The sequence below is a fragment of the Streptomyces sp. NPDC107517 genome, assembly GCF_055582645.1.
Window position 1 is genome coordinate 66,798 of the sequence record NZ_JBVJPM010000012.1, and the last position, 25,446, is coordinate 92,243.

The following is a 25,446-nucleotide window of genomic DNA, read 5'->3' on the forward strand; positions in this document are numbered from 1 at the left end:
GACGCCGACGGGGAGGGAGGCATGGGCGACCACCCACCGGCGGCCAGCTACGCCGATCCCGTCCTGCTTCGCCCCGCGGTGATCAGTCCTCGGTGCCGTCTGAGTCCTTCGCGGGCTCAGAGGCGGACTCGGGGTAGGCGATGAAGGTGCCCTTGCCAGGCAGGGTGACGACGAGGCCACGCTCACGGAGTTCCTTGGTGGCGCGGCGGATGGACAGGTAGGCGACTCCGTATTCGGCGGCGAGGTCGCGCTCGCCGGGCAGGCGTGCTCCCGGGTGCAGGTCGCCATCCTTGATCCGCTGGGCGATGTGGTCCGCCACCTGTGTGTAGACGTAGGCGATCTTGTTGGGGTCGATGCGGAACCCGCCGGAATCAGCAGCCATATCGAACAACGTACGACAGTCATGAGCTGCGCCAATCAATGGATTGCATCTAACTGCTATGCATAGCTGTGCGATGCTGGCTAGGATTTGTCGCATGAGACCCCGGCGACGGTGGACTGGACCGCCCCGGGGCACGGTCAACGCTGCAAAGGAGCGTCAACGTGCTGGACCATACCGTCCGACTCCTCCTCTGGGTGCTGAAGACTTGCACCCCGCCACCCCGAGGCCGCCACCGCCTAGGCATCCGCACCTCGCCGCTCGCCCCGCCCCCACCCCGCCACACCGAACGCCTCGACGGCGCCGCATCCGCGCTCGTACGCCCCTATGTCCTGACGCCTGGCGAACGCCATTGCCAACGCGGACGCCGCCGCGCTCTGTACCTGGCCACGTTCGGCGTCGACGTGGGCCCGCACCCGCACCTCATCCACGGAGGCGCCCGATGACAGCCCCTCGCCGTCCGGCAGTGCGCATGTGTGCCCGCTGCCAATGCGTCACAGGTGAACCTGTCCTCGTGCATGAGGTGCACGCGGCGACCGGCCCCGGCTTCAACGTCTACGCCTGCCAGGAATGCGCCGCCCACTACCCGCCACCTCTCGTCGATGAGCTGGAACTCATCAGTGGGGAGGGTCAGTTGGAGCTTCCAACTCGACGTTCTCGGCTTACCCTCCGCGTCTACCGGATGCGAGCAGGCGGTGAGGTCGTCGGCGACCGAGGGGAGGTGAACGTGCTCGTCGGCTCGGACAAGGACCAGCCCGTGCCTTCGTCCGCGTACCCGCCGTGCCGGTGTGGGCAGTGTCGGGCGGCGGAAGCCAACTGATCTGCCGGCGGGGCCGGGGAACGTCTCGGTCCCGCCTGTCTCGGCCTGCACTATGCAGTGAGCGAGCTGTAGGAATGGCCGATCGCGGTGATGTGCGGGTCCTTGTTCTCGTTGGCCGTATGGATCACCACGACTTTGAAATCGACCTGGGTGATGGCCACCTCGACGGAGCCCGATCGCGAAGGCGCCGACCAGTCCACACAGCCGGACGCGGTCGCACCTGGGGGTACCTGATCTGCCCTATTGATATTCGCCCACCGCGCAGGGCCAGTTGGAGGTTCCTCCCGGGTCCACCCAGACAGCGACGCCACTGACGATTTCCGGGACAGCAGGCCGCTGCGTTCCAGGAACAATAGGCAGTCCAACCCTGATTCTCGGTGTCCGACGGTTTGTACGTCACGACTGGATGTCTGGTCGGGAGGCCCACTTGCAGGTCGCGCAAGGTGATCTGAGTTCTTTGACCTGTTCCACGCTGGACAGCCCCACAGCCATCACCTCAGGAATACGCCTGGTCTGAGCGGACATTCATATGCCTTATTCGAGCCACGAAGTCAATGATCTGGCACTTGGTGACGCGCCGGTCAACTCGTGATCACCTTTAAGTCAGAGGTGCATCTCAACCCCCATTGCGGAACTTGCTGCTGATAGGCATGTACATGCAGTAACGACCGCAAAGGGGGGCTCGTTGAAATTCGCAAACACTATTGTCGTCAGCGTTGCCGCAACATGCTTCGCACTGCCGCTGACCGTCGAGCCGGCCGCCGCGTCGTCCGGCCCGGAGACTGTCGCGGGTGTTGCAGCTAATGCCTGCACGGGGAAGCCTGCGAAGACCATCGTGAAGAACCACTACCGCGGCCCCGCGGTGGTGCCGCTGCGCTGTGGCACGTCGACGTGGGGCTACAAGCACTTGGTGAAGCGTGGCCGCTGGAGTGGCAACTTCAGCAAGAAGATCAACACGACTATCTGGAGCGGTACCAGCACAGTCGACCAGCCCGGGGAGCGCACATATGAGCGCAAGTTCACCGGCTGCCCGCCTCGGACGCTGTTCAAGGTCGTGACGAACCCCGGGCCTTACGGCCGGGATCCCCGCATCAAGCCGCAGGGGGCCGTGACCGCGTACAAGCCGGCCGGCCTTGCTTCGTCCGCTTGCTAGGAGGACTCCCATGCCAACAGCAGAAGGTGTTCGTGACCTTCTCGTCCCACATCTGATGGGGCGGCTGGACGACGGGAGCGCGGAACTCGACGTGGTCGGCTTTCGCGTGGTGGAGCATGGCCGGCGCTTCACGGTCGAACTCGAGCTGACAGCCTGCGGGCAACGCTGGCGGGTGCGTCTTGAAAGCGATAGTTCGGAGATGGCCGTCTTCGACGGTCAGCCGCCTCATCACCTGGTCCGGAGCGTGGCATCAGCCTTCCGAATCCGCTTGTTCGAATGGTGGCACATGAAGGACTCGGAACGGCAGTTGGCCAGGCTGGGTGAACGCATCAAATAGCACGATCTGAGCACCGCTGCACGTAGCGCGGCGAGCGCGACAGCATCCCCGTCCGGTTATCCGGGCGGGGATGCTCCAGTCAGGGCGCGAGAGTGTGCTGACTTCGGACCGGCTTGCCGCCGTCCGATCGGCGTCGGAAGCGCAGTGGGGTGCTGGGGCTGGACCGTGCTTCAGGCCACGTAGACCGGCAGCGAGTCCACCCCGTACACGATCGACAGTTTGCGGAACTCCAGGTCGCGGGGCTCGATGGCGAGCTTCAACTCCGGGAAGCGGCGGACCAGTTGGGGGAAGGCCGCGCGGAGTTCCATCTTGCCGAGCTCGGCTCCGATGCAGCGGTGGATGCCGTAGCCGAAGGCGAGGTGGGAGCCGGTGACCTGGCGGGACGGGTCGAAGCGGTCCATGTCCTCGCCGAGGCGCCCGTCGCGGTCGGCCGCGCTGAGGGAGACGAGGACGATGTCCCCGCCGGATATCTGGACCCCGCCTATCTCGACGTCTTCGCGCGCGAAGCGCGGGAACGCGGTCTGGACGACGGTCAGATGGCGCAGCAGCTCGTCGACGAAGGGCGCGGCGACGGCCTCCGGGTCCTCCGCGTCGCGCAGCGCCGCGAAGTGCTCGGGGTTCTGGAGCAGGATGAGCGTGCCGAGCGCCAGCATGCTCGCGGTGGTCTCCAGGCCGCCGGTGAGGACACCGTCGGCGAGGCCCGTGAGCTCCTCGTCCGTGATGGAGTCGCCGTATTCGCGTACGAGCATGCCGAGGAGGCCGTCGCCGGGGTTGCGGCGCTGCTCGGCGACGATCCCGCGCAGGTAGTCGAGGGACTGCGACACGGCGCTGAACGAGGCGCCCGCGCCGCCGAACACGTCGAAGCGGGCCACGGAGAACTGCTGGAAGTCGTCCCGGTCCTCGTAGGGGACGCCGAGCAGTTCGCAGATCACCAGCGCGGGCACCGGCATCGCGAAGTGCTCGACGAGGTCCACGGCGCCGTCGCCGTCCGCCGCCTTCGCGAGGTCGGCGAGGCGCTCCTCGACGATGGCGTGGATACGGGGCGTGAGCCGGGACAGCCGGCGCATCGTGAACTCCGGCGTCAGCATCTTCCGCAGCCGGGTGTGGTCCGGCGGGTCGGTGAAGCCGAGCCCGCCCGGGTTCTGGTCGTCGGTGACTCCGGTGTTGCCGACCAGGTTCCGGAAGTCGTTGCTGAAGGCGGACCCGTGGCCCAGCACGGCCTTCGCCTCGTCGTAGCCGGTGACCAGCCAGACCGTCATGCCGGGGATGGGCAGCCTGCTGACCGGCTCCCGGTCACGCAGCTCGCCGATCTCGGCCACCGGGTCGAGGCCCTCGCGGCGCAGCGGAAGGAGCGCGGCGTCGGGCAGCTTCGAGAGGACGGACAGGTCGAGGCCGCCCTTCTTCCGGAGCCGGGCGAAGTAGAGGCGGGTGAGCCAGGCCGCTATCGCTGAACGGGCAGAACGAACGGAGCGGAGGGAACGATCGGACATGTGCTCGCATTTCGGCGCGGGACGGACGGTGCCGTTACCTGTGTCGGGCAGCGGTGCCCGGAGCGGATCCGCCCAGAGTACGTGCAGAACCCTCGTGGGCCGAGGGCGGGCGGACGGTGGCCTCCGCCGCCCACGTCAGCGGCCCGGCCCGTGAACCGGGCGGGAGTTCGGGCAGAGCCGGGCGACGAACACGCGTCAGCCGCCCGACAATCCAGCGCCCGGTCCCGGCCGGATCCCGGCGACGGTCACGCTGCCGCGAGCGCGCGAGTCCGGCCGCCGGCATCCCCCGGTCACGCGGCTGCGGTCCCGCAATCCATCGCCCGGAACCCGACCATCACGCCCTGGACGTGCCCTGGTGATCGCCCGCCGCGCCGTCGATCAGTTCCCGCAGGATGTCGATGTGGCCCGCGTGCCGGGCCGTCTCCTCCAGCATGCGGATGAGCACCCACCGCATCGACACCTTCCGCCAGTGCAAAACCATGTGCCGTCGCGGGAACGCCGCTGCGAACATGGGCCCATGAGCACACCTCCCACCCACGCCGGCCGCCCCTTCGACGAGCTCGTCACGGAGGCGGCCGCCGCCCCCGTGGAGGGCTGGGACTTCTCCTGGTTCGAGGGCCGGGCCACCGAGGAGCGGCCCTCCTGGGGTTACGCGCGTGCCATGGGCGAGCGCATGGGCCGTGCCTCGGCCGGGCTGGACCTCCAGACGGGCGGCGGCGAGGTCCTCGCCTCCGCCCCGAAGCTGCCGGCGCTGATCGCCGCCACCGAGGGCTGGCCGCCCAACGTGGCCAAGGCCTCCGCGCTGCTCGCCCCGCGCGGCGTCGTGGTCGTCGCCTCGCCGGAAGAGGCGCCGCTGCCGTTCGCCGACGGCACGTTCGACCTGGTGACCAGCCGCCACCCGGTGAAGGCCCCGTTCGCCGAGATCGCCCGGGTGCTGACGCCCGGCGGTACGTACTTCGCCCAGCATGTCGGCCCGAGCAGCGTCTTCGAGGTTGTCGAGTACTTCCTCGGCCCGCAGCCCCAGGAGGTCAGGAACGGCCGCGACCCGGAGGGCGAGCGCGCGGAGGCCGAGGCGGCCGGCCTCGAAGTCGTCGACCTGCGCGCCGAGCGCCTGCGCATCGAGTTCTTCGACATCGGTGCCGTCGTGCACTTCCTGCGCAAGGTGATCTGGATGGTTCCGGGCTTCACCGTCGAGGCGTACCGGCCGCAGCTCCTGGAACTGTATGAACGGATCGCAGAGGACGGGCCGTTCGTCGCCCACAGCACTCGCCACCTCATCGAGGCCCGCAAGATGATCGCCGACTGATTCATGGCAATTGGTGTGCAAGCGGGCGGAGTTCGGAGGCCTTTGCGGAGGCACTCCCTCCAACCGATTCCGCATCGTTATCGACAATCGCTCGCTACACGTGTCACCGTCACGTAGGTTCAGACCAAGGCAATTCGCGCGAGCAAAGCTGCGCGGCGGCACCGTGCAGTGGAGGGGGCTGCGCGGTGCCGCGTGCCTCCCTCTCCTCGTCCACGGTCAGCTCACCGGGCCCTCGCGATGCGTGACAAGCGGTACGTGGCAAGTGATACGTGACAAGTGGTACGCGATACGCCATTACCACCGCAGGGTCATTGTCGCCCCAGGGCCGCTACCACCCCAGGGCGTTGCCCCCTAGGTCGTTACCGCCCCAGCACCGTGACCCGCACCCCCCGCCGCACCCCCCACCGGGCCATCGACCCCGCCTCCGACTCCAGGACGCGCCGGGCGCGCAGCCGGGGGAGTCCGATCCGGCCCGGCCGCATCGTCCGAACGGCGAGCACCGTGCCACGCCGGTCCAAATACGCCACATCTATGCCGAAGCGCATCCCCAGGGTGTGCACGCTCGACGACGACGTCAGCAGGAGCGCGCCGTTCACCCCGTCCCGGCCCAGCAGTCCGCGTCGCCGCGTCCGCCCCGACTCCGCGATTTCCAGCGGCAGTTCGGCCTCGAGTCCCGGCACGGTGAAGGTCGCCATGGGTGCGCAGCCAACCTCCGGGCCGCTCGGACGTCAAGCCCGCGTTCATCGCGCGACTAACCCATGAGGGGGACGCCCCGCACGGGCCGCAAGCCGGGAAAACCGTTGCGAAACCCCGTGCGTAGCGGCTGGAAACATACCTCCAGCCGTCGCCGGGCGACTTCGGAGAGTAGTTGTGGCACGCCGATGCACCCACCATCACTTACGAAGGGTTATGGTGGAAACCCCCCCTCGGGCCGGTCCGTCTCCCCCCCACGGACCGGCCCGTTTTTTTGTCTCCGGCCGTGCCGCGCGCGTGCGCCCCCGGGGCCGCGGCGCCGGGATTAGAGTCCGCGGCATGCCGAACGACCATCCGCACCAGGTGCCGCCCACCGCTCCCGGTCCGTACGGCGGCCCGGTTCAGCACGGCGCTCCCGTCCCCCGCATCCCCGGCCCCGGCAAGGCGCCCGGGCCGTACGGGGAGGACCCGCAGCTCGCCCCCGCGCCGCCCCTGAGCATGCCGTCCTCGCTCCGTGCCGCCCGGACGGCCACGTATGTGATGGTCGGCCTCGCCCTCCTTGCCTCCGTCGCCGTAGGCGTGACGGAGGGGGCGCGGGGCGCCGGCGCCGCGTTCGGCGGGAACGTCTTCGGCGTCGTGCTCCTGGTCCTCGGCTGCTTCTACGGGAGGGCGGGCCGCGGGCTGCGCGTCACGTCGATCGTCATCGCGGGCGTCCAGATCCTGCTCGGCCTGAGCGCAACGCTGCGCGGCAACATCGGCGGCCCCATCGCGCTGGTCGGAGCCGTCGTCATGGTCGTCCTGCTCAGTCGGGCGAGCGCGGGCGCGTGGTTCCGCAGGCCGCGTACCCCCGGCGCATAGCGCGAGAGCCGCGGCCCACGGAACGCGGCGATGGGCCCTAGCTCCGCCCGGCCCAGATGTTCGTGCCCGGGGTCGACACCGCGAACGAGTCGATTTCGGACAGCTCTTCCTCGGTGAGCTTCGGGCCCGCCAGAGCCGCCACGTTCTCCTCCAGCTGCCGGACGCTGGAGGCGCCGATCAGGGCCGACGTCATCCGCTCGTCCCGCAGCACCCAGTTGAGCGCGAGCTGCGCGAGGGACTGGCCGCGGCGCTGGGCGATGTCGTTCAGCCCGTTCAGCCGGCGGATCACCTCGGAGTCGCCCGCGAGGCCCGGGTCGAGGGACTTGCCCTGCGTGGCGCGCGACCCCTCCGGGATGCCCTTCAGGTACTTGTCCGTGAGCAGGCCCTGCGCGAGCGGGACGAAGGAGATGCAGCCCATGCCGGCCGTCTCCAGCGTGTCCAGCAGGCCGTCGTCCTCGGTCCAGCGGTTGATCATCGAATAGGAGGGCTGGTGGATGAGCGCCGGGACGCCCATCTCCTTCAGCAGGCGCGCCGCCTCGGCGGTCTGCTCGCTGGTGTACGAGGACACGCCCACGTACAGCGCCTTGCCCTGCTGTACGGCGGACGCGAGGGCGCCCATCGTCTCCTCGAGCGGGGTGTCCGGGTCGAAGCGGTGCGAGTAGAAGATGTCGACGTAGTCGAGGCCCATCCGGGACAGGGACGCGTCGAGGGACGACAGCAGGTACTTGCGGCTGCCCCACTCCCCGTACGGGCCCGGGTGCATGAGATAGCCCGCCTTGGTCGAAATGACCAGCTCATCACGGTACGGAGCGAAGTCCTGGGCGAACATCTTGCCGAAGTTCAGCTCGGCGGAGCCGGGGGGCGGCCCGTAGTTGTTCGCCAGGTCGAAGTGGGTGACACCGATGTCAAAAGCGCGGCGGAGGATCTCCCGCTGCGAGTCAAGGGTGCGGTCGTCACCGAAGTTGTGCCACAGGCCGAGCGAGATCGCGGGCAGCTTGAGACCGCTGCGGCCGGTGCGCCGGTACTCCATCGAGTCGTAGCGGTCCGCGGCGGCGCGGTACGAAGACATGTCGTTCATGGGTACGAAGCTACGTCAGAGCACGGACAGCCCACAGCACCGGAGCACAGAGACCCCACAATGAGGACGGCCCCCAGCAGCGGTAGGCTTCGCCTTCGGGGACTGCCGTCTGCACGGAGGGGCTGAAAGACAGTGAACCTGCGCGACCTGGTGTACGGACTTTACGCGCGCCGGGTGGAAGGCCGTCTCGACCACGACCAGGTGCCCAAACACATCGGGGTCATCCTCGACGGGAACAGGCGCTGGGCGAAGGCCTCCGGTGGCACTGCGGCGCAGGGCCACCAGGCCGGTGCGTACAAGATCGAGGAGTTCCTCGGCTGGTGTGCCGAGACGGACGTCGAGGTCGTCACCCTCTGGATGCTGTCGACGGACAACTTCGACCGTCCGGAGGAGGAGCTGAGGCCGCTCCTCGGCATCATCGAGGAGACCGTCCGCAGCCTCGCCGTCGACGGCCGCTGGCGCGTCCACCACGTCGGCACGCTCGACCTCCTCCCGGCCCGCACCCAGACCGTCCTCAAGGAGGCCGAGCAGGCCACCGCCGACAACGCGGGGATACTCGTGAACGTCGCGGTCGGTTACGGCGGCCGCCAGGAGATCGCCGACGCGGTGCGCTCCCTGCTCCTCGACCACGCGGACAAGGGCACCAGCCTCGAGGAGATCGCCGAGAGCGTCGACATCGACCAGATCTCGAAGCACCTCTACACCAGCGGGCAGCCCGACCCCGACCTCGTCATCCGCACGAGCGGCGAGCAGCGCCTGTCCGGATTCATGCTCTGGCAGTCGGCCCACTCCGAGTACTACTTCTGCGAAGTCTTCTGGCCCGCCTTCCGCAAGGTGGACTTCCTGAGGGCCCTGCGCGACTACGCGGCCCGCCACCGGCGTTACGGCGGCTGACCTCCGGGACGTACGTCACCAGGAGTTAACGCACGCGCCGTCATATGCCGTGGCATGGCCGCGCGTGTTCGAGGGAATAAGCCTTCCAGGTCGATGTCCGATTCACGGACGTCGAGTCTCAGCGGACGGCACGGGGCTGTCCGCCCGGGAGGCCCTTTGCGCCAGGACGACCACGCGGGGAGCACCTGCTCCGCTGGAGAGGCTGGGGGCCGGTCCACGGCCCATGCATCGCGGCCGTCGACCGGCGGGTACGACCCGCCCCGCCCGGCCCTGGATCCCTCTGTCGCTCCCCGACCTCATCCGAGGGGGTACGTCCTTCCGTGGTGACCAGCAACAAGCGCCAGCCCGACCGGCGCACTTATGTTCTCGACACCAGCGTCCTGCTGGCCGACCCGAACGCCCTGACCAGGTTCGACGAGCACGAAGTGGTGCTCCCGATCGTCGTGGTCACGGAACTGGAGGCCAAGCGGCACCATCCGGAGCTCGGATACTTCGCCCGGCAGGCCCTGCGCCTGCTCGACGACTTCCGTGTCCGGCAGGGACGCCTGGACTCCCCGATCCCCATCGGCGACCTGGGCGGGACCCTGCGCGTCGAGCTCAACCACTCGGATCCGGGCGTTCTCCCGGCGGGCTACCGCCTGGGGGACAACGACTCCCGCATCCTCGCCGTCGCCCGCAACCTCCAGGCCGAGGGGTACGACGTCACCGTCGTCTCCAAGGACCTGCCGCTGCGCATCAAGGCGTCGTCGGTGGGCCTGCTCGCCGAGGAGTACCGCGCCGAGCTCGCCATCACGGACTCCGGCTGGACCGGAATGTCCGAACTGCGGCTCTCCGGTGAGCAGGTGGACCTCCTCTTCGAGGAGGAGAGCCTGTACGTACCGGAGGCGGCGGAGCTGCCCGTCCACACCGGCCTCACCATCCAGTCCGAGCGCGGCAAGGCGCTCGGCAGGATCACGGCCGAGGGCAACGTCCGCCTGGTGCGCGGCGACCGCGAGGCATTCGGTATCAAGGGGCGCAGCGCCGAGCAGCGCATCGCGCTCGATCTGCTCCTCGACCCGGACATCGGGATCCTGTCGATGGGGGGCCGGGCCGGCACCGGCAAGTCGGCGCTCGCGCTGTGCGCGGGTCTCGAAGCGGTGCTCGAACGGCGCCAGCACCAGAAGGTGATGGTCTTCCGCCCGCTGTACGCGGTGGGCGGCCAGGAGCTCGGCTATCTGCCCGGCACCGAGGCCGAGAAGATGGGCCCGTGGGCGCAGGCGGTCTTCGACACGCTCGGGTCCGTCGCCGGCAAGGCCGTCATCGAGGAGGTCACCGCGCGCGGCATGCTGGAGGTCCTGCCGCTCACCCACATCCGCGGCCGCTCCCTGCACGACGCGTTCGTGATCGTGGACGAGGCCCAATCCCTCGAACGGAACGTCCTTTTGACCGTTCTGTCGAGGATCGGGGCAAATTCACGGGTCGTGCTCACACATGACGTGGCACAGCGCGACAACCTCCGGGTCGGCCGGTACGACGGAGTGGTCGCCGTCGTCGAAAAGCTGAAGGGGCACCCGCTGTTCGCGCACGTCACGCTCACGCGGTCGGAGCGTTCGCAGATCGCGGCCCTGGTCACCGAGATGCTGGAGGACGGCCCTCTGTGAGGAGAGAGCGAGCGAAGCGCCCCATCTTGTAGGGGTTACGCGGTAGTTGGCGCCGCCCGGCGAAGCGCAGGAGCTTAGCCGGGCGGCGTTGTGCCGTGCGCTTGTTTCCGCGAAACCGCTGGGGCAAACGAGGTGTGAGCTTTCCCACTTGGATGAGAATTGCCTTGAGGCAACCGCGTCCGGCAGAGTCTCAGTCCTGTCAGGCCCCGCATACGACACTTGTGCATCCACAGCATTACGAGCACCACGGACACCAGAACTTCACAGAGGCCGTCGTATGCCGCCCGAGCACCACGCGGCTCTCCCTTGACGGGAGTTGCCCACCGGGCCCGTGTCTCCCGTGACCCCGCAGTTGGGAGGCCAGCGTCAGGGGCACGATTGCGTCCGCGAGGGTCACCTACAGCGGGCGATGCTGGAAGGAAACCGTGTGAGCCGGATTTCGGTCCGGGGATTCGCAGTGGCTTCGGCCACCGCGGTCACCACAGTCGGCGCAGTCGTGGGTGTTGCCTCGGGCAGCACCGCTCAGCCCTCCACCAACGAGGCTGAGGCCACGGCGAGCGACGCGACCCTCCTCGCCGACATACCCGCGGGCCAGCAGGCCCAGGTGCAGACCGCCACGCTGACGCAGCAGGCGGAGACGCAGGCCATCGCCGCGGACAACGCCGCTCAGAAGTCGGCGGAGGAAGCGGCCCGTAAGAAGGCCGCCGAGGACGCCGTCGCCAAGCAGCAGGCGGCCGCCGACGCCAAGGAGAAGGCGGAGAAGGAAGCCAAGGAGCGTGAGGAGGCCAAGAAGGTCGCCAGCCGCTCGGCCACCCGCGACGCCTCCAGCTTCGCCACGCAGGCCTCCTACACGGCGTCGCAGATCCAGGCGATGGCGCGTCAGATGGTCCCCGCCGGGCAGTTCCAGTGCTTCAGCAACATCGTGGACCACGAGTCCAGCTGGAACTACCGGGCGACCAACGCCTCCTCCGGCGCCTACGGCCTCTTCCAGGCGCTGCCCGCGTCCAAGTACTCCTCCGCGGGCGCCGACTGGCAGACCAACCCGGCCACCCAGATCAAGTGGGGCCTCAACTACATGGACAGCCGCTACGGCAGCCCGTGTGAGGCCTGGACCTTCTGGCAGGCCAACCACTGGTACTAGAAGCCGGTACAGCTTCATGACGGGCCCTCGGCCCGTCAACCTTCCTGAGCCCCTCGCCGTCCTACGGTGAGGGGCTTCGGGCATGTACGGTCGGAGCCGACGACTCCCGGGGGAGTGGTGAGAGAGCACGGGGGAAGAGGGCAGATCATGTCGCACGTTCCAGGATGGCTCGGCCGGCTCGGCAGTGAGCTCAGCCGGATGGGGGAGCGCTTGGACGAGCGCCGCGCCGAGGCCGAGCGTGCCCACCGCGTGGACGACGCCGTTCCGGATGCCGCCACCGGGTCCGCCCCCCATACCGCCCGTGATGCCGCTCAGGCACCCGCGCATGCGGCCGCCGAAGTGCCCCAAGTGCCCGTCACCCGGCCGGAGAGCGGCGGCGGCGACCACGTACCCCCGCCGCCCGCGTACGCGCCCGCGATAGCGGCCAGGCCCGACCCCGTCGCGGCCGTGCCGTGGGGGATGCGCGTCGCGGCCGAGGCCGGCTGGCGGCTGCTCGTCCTGGCGGGCGCCCTCTGGGTCCTGATGAGGGTCATCAGCGCTGTGCAGCTGGTGGTGTACGCGTTCGTCGCCGCGATGCTCATCACCGCACTCCTCCAGCCGACCGTGGCCCGCCTGAGGAGGCACGGCGTGCCGCGGGGCCTGGCCACCGCACTCACCGCGATCCTCGGCTTCGTCATCATGGGACTTGTCGGCTGGTTCGTCGTCTGGCAGGTCCAGGAGAACATCGACAACCTCTCGGACCAGATCCAGGACGGCATCGACGAGCTGCGCAACTGGCTCCTCAACAGTCCGTTCCATGTGACCGAGAGCCAGATCAACGACATCGCCAAGTCCCTGCGCGACGCGGTCGGCGCCAACACCGACCAGATCACGTCCGCGGGCCTCGAAGGCGTCACCGTCATCGTCGAGGCGCTCACCGGCATCCTGCTCACGATGTTCTCGACGCTGTTCCTGCTCTACGACGGCCGGCGCATCTGGGAGTGGACCACCAGGCTCGTCCCGGCGCAGGCCCGTCCCGGTATCGCCGGTGCGGGGCCACGGGCCTGGCGCACGCTCACCGCGTATGTGCGCGGCACGGTGATAGTCGCGCTCATCGACGCGATCTTCATCGGGCTCGGCATCTTCTTCCTCGGCGTCCCGATGGCGGTGCCGCTCGCCGTCTTCATCTTCCTGTTCGCGTTCATCCCGCTGGTGGGCGCGGTGATTTCGGGGGCGCTCGCGGTGGTGGTGGCCCTGGTGACCCAGGGTGTCTTCACGGCCGTCATGACGCTCGCGGTGGTGCTGGCCGTGCAGCAGATCGAGGGCCACATCCTCCAGCCGTTCATCCTGGGCCGGGCCGTGCGGGTGCATCCGCTCGCGGTGGTACTGGCCGTCGCGGCCGGGGGCCTGGTGAACGGGATCGGCGGCGCGGTCGTGGCGGTACCGCTCGTGGCCGTGACGAACACGGTCGTCGGCTATCTGCGCTCGTACTCGCGTGAGGCGGCGCTGCGGCTGTCGCCCGCGCCGCACGGGGCGACGGCCATCGACGTGGCGCCGGTCGATCCGACGGCCGGGAAGACCTAGGGTCTTTCGTCCGGACGCACGCGAACGCCGGACGCACGAGAGCGCCCGATACGCGAGAGCGCCCGATACGCGGGAACGCCCGATACGCGAGAACGCCGGGCGGGCTGAATTTCCTTCAGCCCGCCCGGCGTTCGCGTATGCGCCTACCAGGGAGTTCCGTCCGTCAGGACAGGACGTCCTCGGAGTCCAGGGTGACGCCCACGGCCTGGATGACCGCGGCGATCTTGAACGCTTCCTGGATCGTCTCGCGGTCGACGCCCGCCTTGCGCAGCACCTGCTCGTGCGAGTCGAGGCACTGGCCGCAGCCGTTGATCGCGGAGACCGCGAGGGACCACAGCTCGAAGTCGACCTTCTCGACGCCCGGGTTGCCGATGACGTTCATCCGCAGACCGGCGCGCAGCGTCCCGTACTCCGGGTCGGAGAGCAGGTGGCGCGTGCGGTAGAAGACGTTGTTCATCGCCATGACGGCGGCGGCCGACTTGGCGGCGGTGTACGCCTCCGGCGACAGGTTCGCCTTCGCCTCGGGCTCCAGCTCACGCAGGACGCGCGGGGAGCGGGACGCGATCGCGCAGGCGAGCACGGTGCCCCACAGCTGCTGCTGCGGCAGGTCCGAGTTGCCGATGACCGAGCCGAGGTTCAGGCGCAGGTCCTTGGCGTAGTCCGGGACGGCGGACTTCAGTTCGTCGAGAGCCATGTCAGATCACTCGCCCGACAGGAGCGCGACCGGGTCGAGGGTGTTCTCGCCCTTGGTCCAGTTGCACGGGCACAGCTCGTCGGTCTGCAGGGCGTCGAGGACCCGCAGGACCTCCTTGGGGTTACGGCCCACGGAACCGGCGGTCACCATCGTGAACTGGATCTCGTTGTTCTGGTCGACGATGAAGACGGCGCGCTGCGCGAAGCCGTCCTCGCCCTCGATGCCGAGGTCGCGCATGAGCTCGTGCTTCGAGTCGGCGAGCATCGGGAAGGGCAGGTCGGTCAGGTCCGGGTGGTCCTTGCGCCAGGCGTGGTGCACGAACTCGGAGTCGCCGGAGAAGCCGAGGATCTGGGCGTCACGGTCGGCGAACTCGTCGTTCAGCTTGCCGAACGCGGCGATCTCGGTCGGGCACACGAAGGTGAAGTCCTTGGGCCACGCGAAGACGATCTTCCACTTGCCCTCGTAGGTCTTGTGGTCGATCTGCTCGAACTCCTTGCCCTTCTCCAGGGAGACACAGGCAGTCAGGTCGAACTGGGGGAACTTGTCACCGACAGTGAGCACGCACTACTCCTTGCAGCATGGAGGAGCCCTTTTTGAGGGCTTTCCAAGGGGGTTGGACTGGGCCCGATCGTGGCACAGGGTGCATTGATTATGGAAATAGCTAGACTCGGTTGTGTTGATCGGACCCGGTTATCAGTAGCCGTAGGTAAGAGGAGTGACCGTGGCCAGCATCAAGCGGCGGCAGCCGAGCCTCGCGCAGCTGCGGGCCTTCGCGGCCGTCGCCGAGCATCTGCATTTCCGGGACGCCGCCGCCGCGATCGGCATGAGCCAGCCCGCGCTCTCCGGCGCCGTGTCCGCGCTGGAGGAGTGCCTCGGCGTGACCCTCCTCGAACGCACGACCCGCAAGGTGCTGCTCTCGCCCGAGGGTGAGCGGCTCGCGGTGCGCGCGAAGGCCGTGCTCGACGAGGTGGGCGCGCTGATGGAGGAGGCCGAGGCGGTACGGGCGCCGTTCACGGGAGCGCTCCGTCTCGGCGTCATCCCCACCGTCGCGCCCTACCTCCTGCCGGCCGTCCTGCGCCTCGTCCACGAGAAGTACCCGGATCTCGACCTCCAGGTCCACGAGGAGCAGACGTCGTCCCTGCTCGAAGGGCTCGCGGCGGGGCGGCTCGATCTGCTGCTCCTCGCCGTGCCGCTCGGCATGCCCGGCGTCACCGAACTGCCCCTGTTCGACGAGGACTTCGTGCTGGTCACACCGCTCGACCACTGGCTCGGGGGCCGCGAGGGCATCCCGCGCGAGGCGCTGCGGGAGCTGCGGCTGCTGCTGCTCGACGAGGGGCACTGCCTGCGCGATCAGGCGCTCGACATCTGCCGCGAGGCCGGCCGCGCGGACGCCCCGGTCACCACGACGGCCGCCGGCCTGTCCACGCTGGTCCAGCTGGTCGCGGGCGGGCTCGGCGTGACGCTGCTGCCGCGCACCGCGCTCGCCGTGGAGGCCAGCCGCAGCAGCCAGTTGCTCACCGGGTTCTTCGAGGACCCGGCGCCGACCCGCCGCATCGCCCTCGCCATGCGGACGGGTGCCGCGCGCGGCGCGGAGTACGAGGAGCTGGCCGCGGCCCTGCGCGAGGCGGTGCGACCGCTGCCGGTACGGGTGCTGTGACCCCAGCTCCTGGGGGCAACTCCCGTACCGGCAGGGTGGGTTACTCGGTGCGCAGGCCGTCCGGCCGCATCATGCGCCACAGCGGCGGCAGGCTGAGCAGTGTCACCGCCGCGACGAGCCCGGCCCCGCCCGCTGTCAGGGGCGCGAACACCCACCAGTCGGTGACCTGCTTGTCGATCATGCGGGTCATGACGTAGCCCAGGCCGAGCCCGCCCCCGATCGCCAGGCCGAGACCGAGGACCACCGGGATCGCCGTCTGCCACAGGACCGACCAGGCCATCGAGCGGCGCCGCGTGCCGAACGCGGTCAGGGCCGCCAACAGCCGCTTGCGCTCCCGCAGTTGCTCCAGTGTGGAGACCAGCATGGACGCCGCGATGAGGGCCATCGTCGCGGCCGCGCCGATCTGCAGCCCCCTCGCGATGCTCGCGTACTGCTTGTCGCGGTTGACCGCCTTGATCGACATCACGTTGAGCAGCGGATCGATATGGGCCGCGGTGTTGCGCGCGTACTCCTCGGCGTCCGGCACCCTCGGGTCGATCTGCACCATGGCGGTGGTCGTGGCCTCGGTCAGCTTCGCGATGTCGATCGCGCCGGGGGTGGCGAGGATGCCGTCGACCTTGTCACCGGCCGGGTTAGGTCGCGCCTGGACGATGCGGGTGTCCGCGGGCAGCGTCCACAGGTCCTGGCTCGCCTCGCTGCCGTCGTCGGGACCCACGTCGACGGGCTTGCCGGGGCGTGCCGACTCGTCGATCCAGTCGTTCATCTTCCGGTCGCCGGTGTGCGAGACGAACGTGTCGCCGTCACGGCAGTCGCCGACGCGGGCCAGTTCGCGCAGGGTCGCGCAGGTGCCGACGCTGATCATCGTCGTGGGCTCGATCTCGCCCTCCGGGACCGCGCCGGGGCGGGTGGCGAACGTCGACACGGTGCCGATGACGCTCTTGACGCCCTCCGTGTCACGGAAGTCGTCGATCATCCGCTGCGCGAGCCTGCCGTCGCCGACCATGGAGCGCACGGTCAGCTGCGCTCGGTGCGGGTCCTGGCCCGTCGTCCGGTTGAAGTCGTCGTGCATCGACGCGAACATCATCTGCAGGGCGACCGCGCCGGCCACCGCGATGGTGATACCGCTGACCGCACGGGTCGCCGTGCCGCTGCTCAACTGGAGCCGCCGCGTGGCCAGTTGCCACGGCACCGGGCCGCCGCGCAGCCGGGCCACGACCGATTCGAGCAGCCAGGGAAGCAGCGTGCTCAGTCCGACCAGGGCCAGGGTCGCGCCGGCGGCGATGGCGTACGTGTTGATGTCCTGGTCGGTACTGCTGACCCGGCCGACGGCCAGCAGGATCCCGATGCCTGCGACGGGCAGGAGCAGCCGCCACCACAGGCGGCGCCTGCGCGGTACGCCGCCGCGCACGACACCGAGCGGCTCGATGGCCACCGAGCGCAGCGAGAGGACGGTGACGAGGACCGCCGAGAGCGGCACGGTCACGACGATCAGCGCGGCGAGCGCCGGCACCGGCTGCAGGTCGGACGGGAACGCGCTGACCCTGTCGATGTCGACCACGCCGATCAGCCGGCGCAGGGCGAGGAAGAACACGGCGCCGACGGCGAGGCCGAGCAGCGCCCCGAACAGGGACTCGCCCGCCGCGATCCGCCGGACCGCCCTGGCGTCCGCGCCGACCAGGCGCAGCGCGGCCAGGCGCCGGTCGCGGCGGTCGCCGCCGAACCGCACCGCCGTACCGATGAAGACGGCCACGGGCGTGAGCAGTACGACGCAGATCAGGACGACGAGGACCATCAGGAGCGCGTTCAGCGGCTCCGACAGGTCGGTGCCGAACTTCGCCGCGCGGTAGCCGCCGTCGCGGAGTGTGAGGGTGTCGGATCCCGCGTAATAGAAGAGCTCCTGCGGGGAGACCAGGCCCGCGCCGGCGATCGTTCCGGTGACGCGGTAGTCGCGGAAGCGCTCCTTGAGGAGCTTCGCGCCGGGGTCGTCGAGGAGGTCGCGCAGCGCGGGCGAGACGACCATCTCGTCGTTGCCGGGCAGCTTGCCGAGGCCGGGCGGCAGGACGGGCCTGCTGCCCTCGGCCCGGACGAACCTGCCCTCCAGCGAGCGGTCGCGGAACGTCGTGAACGTGTCCCGCATCAGCAGCGTCGCGTCGGACCGCTTGACCTTGCCCGGCCCTGACAACCGGTCCGCGGCCTCGCGCGCCGACGAGCGGTCGCTGCGATGGTCGGTCAGGTACGGCACGGACGCGGCGCCGAGCAGCAGCGCGACACCGAGGCCCACGCCGACGGCGGTGAGGACCGTGCGGATCCAGCCCTCGCGCCCCCCGCCGGCCGCGAAGCGCATGCCCATGCCCAGATCGCGGATGCAGGCGCGTACGCCGGTGGGGGCGGAGTCCGGCGCCGTGGCCGCAGGCGCGGGCTGCGGCTTCGTGCGCGTCGCGCTCATGCGATGCGCTCCATGTCGCGGGACCTGCCGTCACGGACGATGATCTCGCGGTCCGAGTAGGCGGCGACGCGGGCCTCGTGGGTGACGAGGACGACGGCGGCGTTGGTGGACCGGGCGGCTTCGGTGAGCAACTCCATGACGCGCTCGCCGTTGAGGGAGTCGAGGGCGCCGGTGGGTTCGTCGGCGAACAGGACGCGAGGGCTCGTGGCCAGGGCGCGGGCGACCGCGACGCGCTGGCCCTGGCCGCCGGAGACCTCGCCGGGGCGTTTGCCGGTGAGGTCGTCGACCTCCAGGCGCTCCATCCACGTACGGGCGGTGGCCTCGGCGGCCCTGCGCCTGGCGCCGTTGAGGCGCAGGGGCAGGGCGACGTTTTCCAGGCAGGTGAGTTCGGGGACGAGCTGGCCGAACTGGAAGACGAAGCCGAAGTCGCTGCGGCGCAGGGCGCTGCGGGTGGCGTCGGACATGGTGGCGAGGTTCTGTCCCGCGTAGGTGACGGTGCCTTCGTCGGGCGTGACGATGCCGGCGAGGCAGTGCAGGAGCGTCGACTTGCCGGAGCCGGAGGGGCCCATGACGGCGACGACCTCGCCCGGGTGGACGGAGAACTCGGCGCCGTCGAGCGCCTTCGTGGCGCCGTAGGTCTTGTGGAGACCGTCGGCGGTCAGGAGGGAGCCGGCAGGCGTCATGGCTTGCGCACCTCCGCGGCGAGCTTGTCCAGGCGCGCGGCGGTGAGTTCGAGCCACCGCAGGTCCGCTTCGAGGTGGAAGAGGGCGTGGTCGCAGATCAGCTGGTCGGCGAGGTCGCCCTTGCGCTTGCGGTCGGTGAGGATGCGCATCATGCGCAGGTGCTCGGCGCGCTGGGCGTCCAGGACCGTGACGGCGTCGCGCTCGGTGAGCAGCGCCAGGACGACCTTGGTGTAGAGGACGGACTGGAGGTAGGGCTCGGGCGTCTCGGGGGTGGCTAGCCAGCGCTGGACATCGGTGATGCCGGCGTCGGTGATGGCGTAGCGCTTGCGTTCCGGGCCGCCGCCGGCCTCGATCCCGTCGACCTCGACCAGGCCGTTCTTCAGGAGCCGGGACATGGTCGAGTAGACCTGTCCGTAGTGCAGCGGCTTGTCGTGCCCGAAGGTGGCGTCGAAGGTGCGCTTGAGGTCGTAGCCGTGTCGTGGCCCGGACTCGAGAAGTCCCAGAAGGGTGTGACCGATGGACATGGCGGTCACTATACATAGTGGGTATACGCGGTGTGTATAGCGCGGTGGGGGGGATGCCCGGGCGTCTTCAGGGGCTCTGGAGCTCGGGGGGCGCGGAACGGTCCGGGGCGCGGGCCCCGGGCCGTTCACTCCGCCTCGTCGCCCTGCGGTCCCTTGGGCGGCCGCCCCCGCCGCGGCAGCGGTCCCGCCGAGCCGGGCAGCCGCCCGGCCTCCGCGAGAGCGCGCCGCAGCAGGAACTCGATCTGCGCGTTCGCCGAGCGCAGGTCGTACCCGGCCCACCGCGCGAGCGCGTCGTACACGAGCGGGTCGAGCCGCAGCAGTACCTGCTTGCGCTGCGGCCGCGACCGGCGTGCGGGCCCCGCGGGGGGACCCTCGCGCTCCTCTTCCGGAGGGCTCACTGGTAGAGCGTTCCCGTGTTCAGGACCGGCTGGGCCGCGCGGTCGCCGCACAGGACCACGAGCAGATTGCTGACCATGGCCGCCTTGCGCTCCTCGTCGAGCGCCACGAAGTCCTGCTCCGTGATCCGGGCGAGCGCGTCCTCGACCATGCCGACCGCGCCGTCCACGATGAGCCGCCGTCCGCGACCACGGCGCCCGCCTGCTGGCGCTGGAGCATGGCCGAGGCGATCTCGGGGCCCTCAGCGCTGTGGTGTGACCGTGGTGGCCGCAGAGAGGACTTCGGTCACGTCGAGCGTGACCTCGGCGCCGAGGCATTCCGGGAGCGTGACCTGCTGGCCGGGAGCGTGGAGGCGGTGGCTGCCGTATCCGTTCTCGATGGGCTCGGTCAGGACGTGCAGGCGGTTGTGCTTGCGGTCGACGATCACGTAGACCGGGACCTTCGCGTTGCCGTAGGTGACAACCTTGGTCTGGAGGTCGTTGCGGTAGTTGCCGGAGGTCACCTCGAGGACGAGGCGGAAGGACGCCGGGTCATAGCAGTTGTGGTCGACCAGGTGATCCTCGAAGTCCGCGTCGATCACGCAGAGGTCCGGTACGGCGAAGTCCTCGGGGCCGTCCGGCAGCCACAGGCCGACGCCTTCAAGGAGCTCTGTCTCGCCGCCGTCCAGGCCGGCCCCGGCGAACGGGCGCCTGAGGCGGGACAAGGCCCTCGCGTGGGCGCCGTCAGGGGGTGGGGTCACAGTGAGCGCGCCTCCGAGGATCTCGACCCGGTAGCCAGGGAGCTGATCCGCGAGCTTGTCGGCCTGCTCGAGCAGCGTCAGCGGACGAGGGGCCGGCTGGGGCTCGGGGCAGGTGTGCTCGACAGGTGCTGCGGACATCTCGCGCCTCCCATGGACTGGTGCCGAGGTCATCATCGTAGGACGCCCGAACCCGTACTGTCTGGTGCGATCCGGTTCACACGATCGAGAATCACGCAACCATCCGAGCCCCTCGCTCGTCGGTTCCCATGGGGCAGGTGCTGATTGTCACGTCCGGAAATGCCCGGATCGGCGGCCTTTTGCCCTTAGGTGCGGTGTTAGCTTCATGAGCTGATTCAGCACCGATGAGTGTGAAGTGCGCCGTGGGCGCGCGGACGTGTCAGCGACGAGAAGCGGAGTACCGGGAGCCATGGGTCGAGCGGACGAGAGACGAGCACGGCAGCGCGGCGGCGCGCGCCGGGCGGCGCGCGGGGGCTCGTCCACCCGGCGGACGGGTATACGCCGCCTCTTCACCTGGAAGAAGATCGTCGGCACGTTCCTCGGCCTGTGCCTGCTCGGCATGGGCGCGTTCATCGTGCTGTACCTGGTGATCGACATCCCCGAGGGCAACGCCCTCGCGAAGAAGCAGAGCAACGTCTATAAGTACAGCGACGGCTCGGTCATGGCCCGCACCGGCGCCGTCAACCGCGAGATCGTGGACCTCTCCGAGGTGCCCGGGGGCGTGCAGCACACCTTCGTCGCCGCCGAGAACAAGTCGTTCTACGCCGACAAGGGCGTCGACCTGCGCGGCACCGCCCGCGGCCTGGTCAACACGGTCACCGGCAAGGGCAAGCAGGGTGGCTCGACCATCACCCAGCAGTACGTGAAGAACTACTACCTGACGCAGGACCAGACGGTCAGCCGCAAGCTGAAGGAAATCGTCATCTCGCTGAAGGTGGACCGCGAGAAGTCCAAGGAGTACATACTCGCCGGGTACATCAACACCAGCTACTACGGCCGTGGCGCCTCGGGCATCCAGGCCGCCGCCCAGGCCTACTACGGCGTCGACGCGAGCCAGCTGAACGTGGCGCAGGGCGCGTACCTCGCCGCGCTGCTCCAGGCCCCCAGCCAGTACGACTGGGCCGTCGCCTCCGACACCGGCAGGAAGCTGGTGAAGCAGCGCTGGAACTACGTGCTCGACAACATGGTCGAGAAGCACTGGCTCTCCGCGGGCGAGCGGGCCGGCATGACGTTCCCCGTGCCGCACGCCCCGAAGGCAGCACCCGGCCTCGAAGGCCAGACCGGCTATCTCGTGAAGGCCGCCGACGCCTCTCTGGAGAAGCAGCTCGTCGCCCAGGGCGCCTCGGACAAGGACGCCGAGAAGATGGTGAGCGACGGCGGCTGGACCATCACGCTCAACATCGACAAGAAGAAGCAGGCCCAGCTGGAGAAGGCCGTCAAGGCCAAGCTCACCAGCAAGCTGAACCCCAAGTCCCGCAAGACCGACGCCAATGTGCAGGCGGGCGCCGTCTCCGTCGACCCCAGGACGGGCCGCGTCCTCGCGATGTACGGCGGCGAGGGGCTCACCAAGCACTGGACGAACAACGCGCTGCGGCGTGACTACCAGCCCGCCTCGACGTTCAAGCCGGTCATCTTCGCCTCGGCCCTGGAGAACCAGGCGCAGACGCAGACCGGCAGGCCGATCACCGCGAACACGATCTACGACGGCACGAGCAAGCGCCCCGTCGTCGACGGCGGCACCAAGGTCGGCTTCGCCCCGCCGAACGAGGACGGCGTCGACTACGGCCCCTCCACGGTCCAGAAGGCCATGAACAAGTCCATCAACTCCGTCTTCGCGCAGATGGGCGTCGACGTCGGGATGGACGAGGTCATGAAGACGGCCGGCGAGCTCGGCATGGACGTCAAGGACCAGCAGGCCGTACCCGCGCAGACCCTGGGCTCCATGGGCGCGAGCCCGCTGGAGATGGCGGGCGTCTACGCGACCCTCGACAACCACGGCAAGAAGGTCACCCCGGCGATCCTCAAGAGCGCCGAGCACAAGGACCGCACGGTCGAGCTGCCCGACCCGATCGGCACCCAGGTCATCAGCCGCGGTGCTGCCGACTCCGTCACCTCGGTGCTCACCGGCGTGGTCGACGACGGTACGGGCTTCGCCGTGCGCAACTCCCGCCAGGACGTCGCGGGCAAGACCGGTACGTCCGACGAGGACAAGTCGGCCTGGTTCACGGGCTACACGCCGAAGATGGTCACCTCGGTCGGCCTGTTCGGCGAGGCGGCGCCGGGCGCCAAGGACGCCGACGGCAAGCCGATCAAGCAGGGTACGCAGCTGACGCTGAAGGGCGCCGCCGGCGGCGGCCGTGTCAACGGCGGTGGCTTCCCGGCCGAGATCTGGGCGGCGTACACGTTCGGCGCCATGGGCGCGCCGAGCGAGTTCGACCTCGACACGGACATGGGCGCGGCCGTCGAGGTGCCGTCCACCCCGCAGGACACCCCGAGCGCCCCGGAGTCCACCCCGGAGAACACGCCGAGCGCCCCGGAGTCCACCCCTGAGGACACCCCGAGTCCCCCGGAGTCGAGCCCGGAGACCACCCCGCCGACCGACGAGCCGTCAGGCGGCGTCACGCCCCCGACGGACCCCTCGTCGCCGACCGTCGGAATCCCGGAGGACCCGGCCGACTCGGGCAGCAACAGACCACGCGGCCTGACCGGCTGACAGTGACGCACGCGGGTGGGCCCGGAACCGTACGGTTCCGGGCCCACCCGCCTGTCCGGGTTCAGGCGCTGCCGTTGCCGTGCGCCAGCTCGAACCACACGACCTTCCCGGTGCTCAGCCGCGTCGCGCCCCAGCGCCGCGCCAGCCTGTTGACCAGATACAGGCCGCGCCCGCCCTCGTCGGTGGCGCGGGCCTGCCGCAGCCGCGGCAGCTGCGGCACGTCGTCGCCGACCTCGCAGCGCAGCACATCGGTCCGCAGCAGGCGCAGCGTGACGGGCCGGGACGCGTACCGCACGGCGTTCGTCACGACCTCGCTCACGAGGAGCTCCACCGAGTCGGTCAGCTCCTCCAGGCCCCACCGGGCGAGCGCGCTGCGCGCCAGACGGCGGGCCCGGCCCGGCGCCGCGTCCTCGGGCTCGAGCAGCCAGTACGCGACGTCGCTCGGCGCGATCCCGTCGAAGCGGGCCGCGAGCAGCGCGATGTCGTCGTCCCGGTCGCCCGGGCCGAGCATGTCGAGGACCTCGTCGCACAACGCCTCGAGGGGCGGCGGATGGTCCGGGCCGGTCAGCTGGGCCGTCGCGGCGAGCCGCTCGCGCAGCTGCTCTATCCCGGTCCACACGTCCCGCAGCCGCGACTCGACCAGACCGTCCGTGTAGAGGAGGAGCGTCGCGCCCGCCGGGGCGTCCAGCTCGACCGCCTCGAAGTCGACCCCGCCGACACCGATCGGGGCGCCCGGCGGGACGCGGAGCACCTCGGCGCGGCCGCCCAGATGCAGCAGGACCGGCGGCGGGTGGCCCGCGTTGGCGATGGTGATGCGGTGCGAGACCGGGTCGTAGACGGCGTACAGGCAGGTCGCCATGCGGTCGCTGCCGAGGCGCTGGGCCTGCTCGTCCAGGTGGTGCAGGACCTCCTGCGGCGGCAGGTCGAGGCCGGCGAGGGTCTGCGCGGTCGTGCGCAGCTGGCCCATGATCGCGGCGGACGTCATGGAGTGGCCCATGACGTCGCCCACGACGAGGGCGACCCTGCTGCCCGGCAGCGGGATCGCGTCGTACCAGTCGCCGCCCACGCGCGCGGTCTCCGCGGCCGGCAGATACCGGGACGCGAGACGCACGCCCGTGGGCCGCGGCAGCGTCTCGGGCAGCATCGTGCGCTGGAGCTCGTCGGCGATGTACGCCTCGCGGCCGTACAGGACGGCCTTGTCGATGCCGAGCGCGCTGTGCGTGGCGAGCTGCCCCGCGACCAGCAGGTCGTCGTTCTCGAACGCGTGGCGCTCGGGGCGGCGCAGGAAGACGGCCGCGCCGATGACCCGGCGGCGCCCGCGCAGCGGCGCGAGGATCGCCCGCTGCCCGGTGGGCAGGGCGAGGTCCGGGTCGTCGCCGAGCAGCTCCGGCAGCGCGGCCAGGGCGGCGGGCGAGTCCGCGAACACGGGCCGTACGCCCCGCAGTACCTCGGCGAGCGCTCCGCCGGTGCGCACCTCGCACAGCTCGGCGGTGACGGGGTCGCCCTGGGCGGTGCCGGCCGCCATCGTCAGGAGTCCGCCGCCGTCGGTGTCCGGATCCTCGGCGCCCTCCTCGATGAGGCGCAGTCGGTCCGTCCTGCGCAGCCGCAGCACGACGGGCCCGGTGGGCCGCTCGTCGCCGACCGGCAGCGGGTCCCGCAGATAGACCAGGATCACGTCGGAGAACGTGGGCACGGACGCGCGGCACAGGCCCATGACGATCTCGTCGAGGTCTATCCCGCGGGCGATCCGCCGGGTCGCGGCGCCCACGAAGCGCAGCCGGTCCCCGTCCCGCCGCATCGGGACGGGCGTCCCCGGCGGGCGCGGCTGTCCGCTCCGGCGGTCGGGCACGGGCCTCGGCCGGTGGGGATCGTCCGGTCCGGCGTCCGACAGGGCGTGTTCGGGCGCGCTGTCGGCGTCCCCGGAAGCGGAACCGGGCTTGCGCCGCCCGGGCACGCCACCGGCACCGCCCGCACGGCGCGGGGGCTCGGGTGCGGGCGCGGCTCCGGAGTGCCCGGGCGCGGCGCCGCGCGGTGCGGAGGAGCCCGACGCGGGCGCCCGGCGCGCGGGATCGGCGTCGTCGGCGGACGCGGTCGCTCCGGGGCGCCCCTGTTGTGCGGGGAGCGCGTCGGAGGCGCGCCTCAGGGCCCCGCGGGGGTCCGCGGGGGCGGCGGGGCGGGCGGCCGGCCGGCGGCCCTCGTGGGAGGTGGGGTGCTCCGTCACGCG

Annotated in this window: 23 protein-coding genes and 2 pseudogenes; 11 read left to right on the plus strand and 14 right to left on the minus strand. The window is 70.2% G+C overall.

Annotated elements, in window-relative coordinates; translation table 11 throughout:
* Positions 1–82 precede the first annotated feature (82 nt).
* On the minus strand, positions 83–382 hold the full coding sequence (locus ACZ67T_RS26180) for a winged helix-turn-helix domain-containing protein (RefSeq protein WP_327578355.1): 300 nt from the start codon (positions 380–382) through the stop codon (positions 83–85).
* A gap of 161 nt (positions 383–543) precedes the next feature.
* On the opposite strand from ACZ67T_RS26180, the gene ACZ67T_RS26185 reads away from it, so the two are divergent.
* The 3 genes from ACZ67T_RS26185 to ACZ67T_RS26195 all read left to right on the plus strand — a co-directional run bounded on the left by ACZ67T_RS26185 (position 544) and on the right by ACZ67T_RS26195 (position 2,689).
* On the plus strand, positions 544–825 hold the full coding sequence (locus tag ACZ67T_RS26185) for a hypothetical protein (RefSeq protein WP_469987391.1): 282 nt from the start codon (positions 544–546) through the stop codon (positions 823–825).
* A gap of 1,059 nt (positions 826–1,884) precedes the next feature.
* Positions 1,885–2,352, plus strand: coding sequence for a hypothetical protein (locus ACZ67T_RS26190; RefSeq protein ID WP_469987393.1), 468 nt, complete (start codon positions 1,885–1,887; stop codon positions 2,350–2,352).
* Between the two features lie 10 nt (positions 2,353–2,362).
* A complete protein-coding gene (locus tag ACZ67T_RS26195) occupies positions 2,363–2,689 on the plus strand; it encodes a hypothetical protein (RefSeq protein ID WP_469987395.1) in 327 nt (108 codons plus the stop codon).
* 170 nt (positions 2,690–2,859) lie between these two features.
* Here the strand turns inward: ACZ67T_RS26195 and ACZ67T_RS26200 are convergent, their stop codons facing one another.
* Together ACZ67T_RS26200 and ACZ67T_RS26205 are read right to left on the minus strand one after the other, a co-directional pair.
* The gene (locus tag ACZ67T_RS26200; protein ID WP_469987397.1) at positions 2,860–4,179 is read right to left on the minus strand and encodes a cytochrome P450; all 1,320 of its coding nucleotides are present in this window, start codon (positions 4,177–4,179) and stop codon (positions 2,860–2,862) included.
* A gap of 334 nt (positions 4,180–4,513) precedes the next feature.
* Positions 4,514–4,642, minus strand: a pseudogene (locus tag ACZ67T_RS26205) (mycothiol transferase); the annotation flags it as partial.
* 54 nt (positions 4,643–4,696) lie between these two features.
* Here ACZ67T_RS26205 and ACZ67T_RS26210 point away from each other — a divergent pair.
* Positions 4,697–5,485, plus strand: a complete 789-nt coding sequence (locus ACZ67T_RS26210) for a class I SAM-dependent methyltransferase (RefSeq protein WP_469987399.1) — start codon at positions 4,697–4,699, stop codon at positions 5,483–5,485.
* 359 nt (positions 5,486–5,844) lie between these two features.
* Here the strand turns inward: ACZ67T_RS26210 and ACZ67T_RS26215 are convergent, their stop codons facing one another.
* On the minus strand, positions 5,845–6,180 hold the full coding sequence (locus ACZ67T_RS26215; protein WP_469987400.1) for a DUF192 domain-containing protein: 336 nt from the start codon (positions 6,178–6,180) through the stop codon (positions 5,845–5,847).
* 337 nt (positions 6,181–6,517) lie between these two features.
* Here ACZ67T_RS26215 and ACZ67T_RS26220 point away from each other — a divergent pair, with 337 nt between their 5' ends.
* Positions 6,518–7,036, plus strand: a complete 519-nt coding sequence (locus ACZ67T_RS26220) for a hypothetical protein (RefSeq protein ID WP_469987402.1) — start codon at positions 6,518–6,520, stop codon at positions 7,034–7,036.
* Positions 7,037–7,073: 37 nt separating this feature from the next.
* Here the strand turns inward: ACZ67T_RS26220 and mgrA are convergent, their stop codons facing one another.
* Positions 7,074–8,114, minus strand: coding sequence for an L-glyceraldehyde 3-phosphate reductase (mgrA, locus tag ACZ67T_RS26225; RefSeq protein WP_469987404.1), 1,041 nt, complete (start codon positions 8,112–8,114; stop codon positions 7,074–7,076).
* Positions 8,115–8,246: 132 nt separating this feature from the next.
* Here mgrA and ACZ67T_RS26230 point away from each other — a divergent pair, with 132 nt between their 5' ends.
* The 4 genes from ACZ67T_RS26230 (at position 8,247) to ACZ67T_RS26245 (ending at position 13,352) form a co-directional block, all read left to right on the plus strand.
* Positions 8,247–9,008, plus strand: a complete 762-nt coding sequence (locus ACZ67T_RS26230; RefSeq protein ID WP_100598187.1) for an isoprenyl transferase — start codon at positions 8,247–8,249, stop codon at positions 9,006–9,008.
* 320 nt (positions 9,009–9,328) lie between these two features.
* Positions 9,329–10,648: a PhoH family protein gene (locus tag ACZ67T_RS26235; RefSeq protein ID WP_469987406.1), complete on the plus strand. Its 1,320-nt coding sequence runs from the start codon at positions 9,329–9,331 to the stop codon at positions 10,646–10,648.
* A 409-nt stretch (positions 10,649–11,057) separates the two neighbouring features.
* Complete coding sequence (locus tag ACZ67T_RS26240) at positions 11,058–11,789, plus strand: aggregation-promoting factor C-terminal-like domain-containing protein (protein WP_469987407.1); 732 nt, start codon at positions 11,058–11,060, stop codon at positions 11,787–11,789.
* Between the two features lie 147 nt (positions 11,790–11,936).
* Complete coding sequence (locus ACZ67T_RS26245) at positions 11,937–13,352, plus strand: AI-2E family transporter (RefSeq protein WP_469987409.1); 1,416 nt, start codon at positions 11,937–11,939, stop codon at positions 13,350–13,352.
* 163 nt (positions 13,353–13,515) lie between these two features.
* Here ACZ67T_RS26245 and ACZ67T_RS26250 read toward each other — a convergent pair whose 3' ends face one another.
* A complete protein-coding gene (locus ACZ67T_RS26250) occupies positions 13,516–14,046 on the minus strand; it encodes an alkyl hydroperoxide reductase (RefSeq protein ID WP_100598183.1) in 531 nt (176 codons plus the stop codon).
* 6 nt (positions 14,047–14,052) lie between these two features.
* Positions 14,053–14,607 carry a peroxiredoxin gene (locus ACZ67T_RS26255; RefSeq protein ID WP_100598182.1) on the minus strand — a complete coding sequence of 185 codons (555 nt, stop codon included), beginning with the start codon at positions 14,605–14,607 and terminating at the stop codon, positions 14,053–14,055.
* Positions 14,608–14,767: 160 nt separating this feature from the next.
* Here ACZ67T_RS26255 and ACZ67T_RS26260 point away from each other — a divergent pair, with 160 nt between their 5' ends.
* Complete coding sequence (locus ACZ67T_RS26260) at positions 14,768–15,703, plus strand: LysR substrate-binding domain-containing protein (RefSeq protein WP_469987411.1); 936 nt, start codon at positions 14,768–14,770, stop codon at positions 15,701–15,703.
* Between the two features lie 40 nt (positions 15,704–15,743).
* On the opposite strand, the gene ACZ67T_RS26265 is transcribed toward ACZ67T_RS26260, so the two are convergent.
* The 6 genes and pseudogenes from ACZ67T_RS26265 to ACZ67T_RS26290 form a co-directional block, all read right to left on the minus strand.
* On the minus strand, positions 15,744–18,149 hold the full coding sequence (locus ACZ67T_RS26265; protein ID WP_469987413.1) for an FtsX-like permease family protein: 2,406 nt from the start codon (positions 18,147–18,149) through the stop codon (positions 15,744–15,746).
* Complete coding sequence (locus tag ACZ67T_RS26270) at positions 18,146–18,832, minus strand: ABC transporter ATP-binding protein (RefSeq protein ID WP_469987415.1); 687 nt, start codon at positions 18,830–18,832, stop codon at positions 18,146–18,148. Before ACZ67T_RS26270 ends, ACZ67T_RS26265 begins: the two co-directional genes overlap by 4 nt.
* Positions 18,829–19,356 (minus strand): PadR family transcriptional regulator, encoded by a 528-nt coding sequence (locus ACZ67T_RS26275; protein WP_469987416.1) that lies wholly within the window; start codon positions 19,354–19,356, stop codon positions 18,829–18,831. The genes ACZ67T_RS26270 and ACZ67T_RS26275 overlap by 4 nt, the downstream gene beginning before the upstream one ends.
* Before the next feature lie 125 nt (positions 19,357–19,481).
* Entirely contained in the window at positions 19,482–19,754 is a 273-nt protein-coding gene (locus ACZ67T_RS26280) for a type II toxin-antitoxin system antitoxin (RefSeq protein WP_469987418.1), read from the minus strand.
* Positions 19,751–19,998 (minus strand): annotated as a pseudogene (locus ACZ67T_RS26285) (SPFH domain-containing protein); the annotation flags it as partial. The gene ACZ67T_RS26280 and the pseudogene ACZ67T_RS26285, both read right to left, overlap by 4 nt.
* Complete coding sequence (locus ACZ67T_RS26290) at positions 19,994–20,629, minus strand: Uma2 family endonuclease (RefSeq protein ID WP_469987420.1); 636 nt, start codon at positions 20,627–20,629, stop codon at positions 19,994–19,996. The pseudogene ACZ67T_RS26285 and the gene ACZ67T_RS26290, both read right to left, overlap by 5 nt.
* Positions 20,630–20,918: 289 nt before the next feature.
* On the opposite strand from ACZ67T_RS26290, the gene ACZ67T_RS26295 reads away from it, so the two are divergent.
* Positions 20,919–23,222 carry a transglycosylase domain-containing protein gene (locus tag ACZ67T_RS26295; RefSeq protein ID WP_469987422.1) on the plus strand — a complete coding sequence of 768 codons (2,304 nt, stop codon included), beginning with the start codon at positions 20,919–20,921 and terminating at the stop codon, positions 23,220–23,222.
* A 61-nt stretch (positions 23,223–23,283) separates the two neighbouring features.
* Here ACZ67T_RS26295 and ACZ67T_RS26300 read toward each other — a convergent pair whose 3' ends face one another.
* Positions 23,284–25,443: an ATP-binding SpoIIE family protein phosphatase gene (locus ACZ67T_RS26300; RefSeq protein ID WP_469987424.1), complete on the minus strand. Its 2,160-nt coding sequence runs from the start codon at positions 25,441–25,443 to the stop codon at positions 23,284–23,286.
* Positions 25,444–25,446 lie beyond the last annotated feature (3 nt).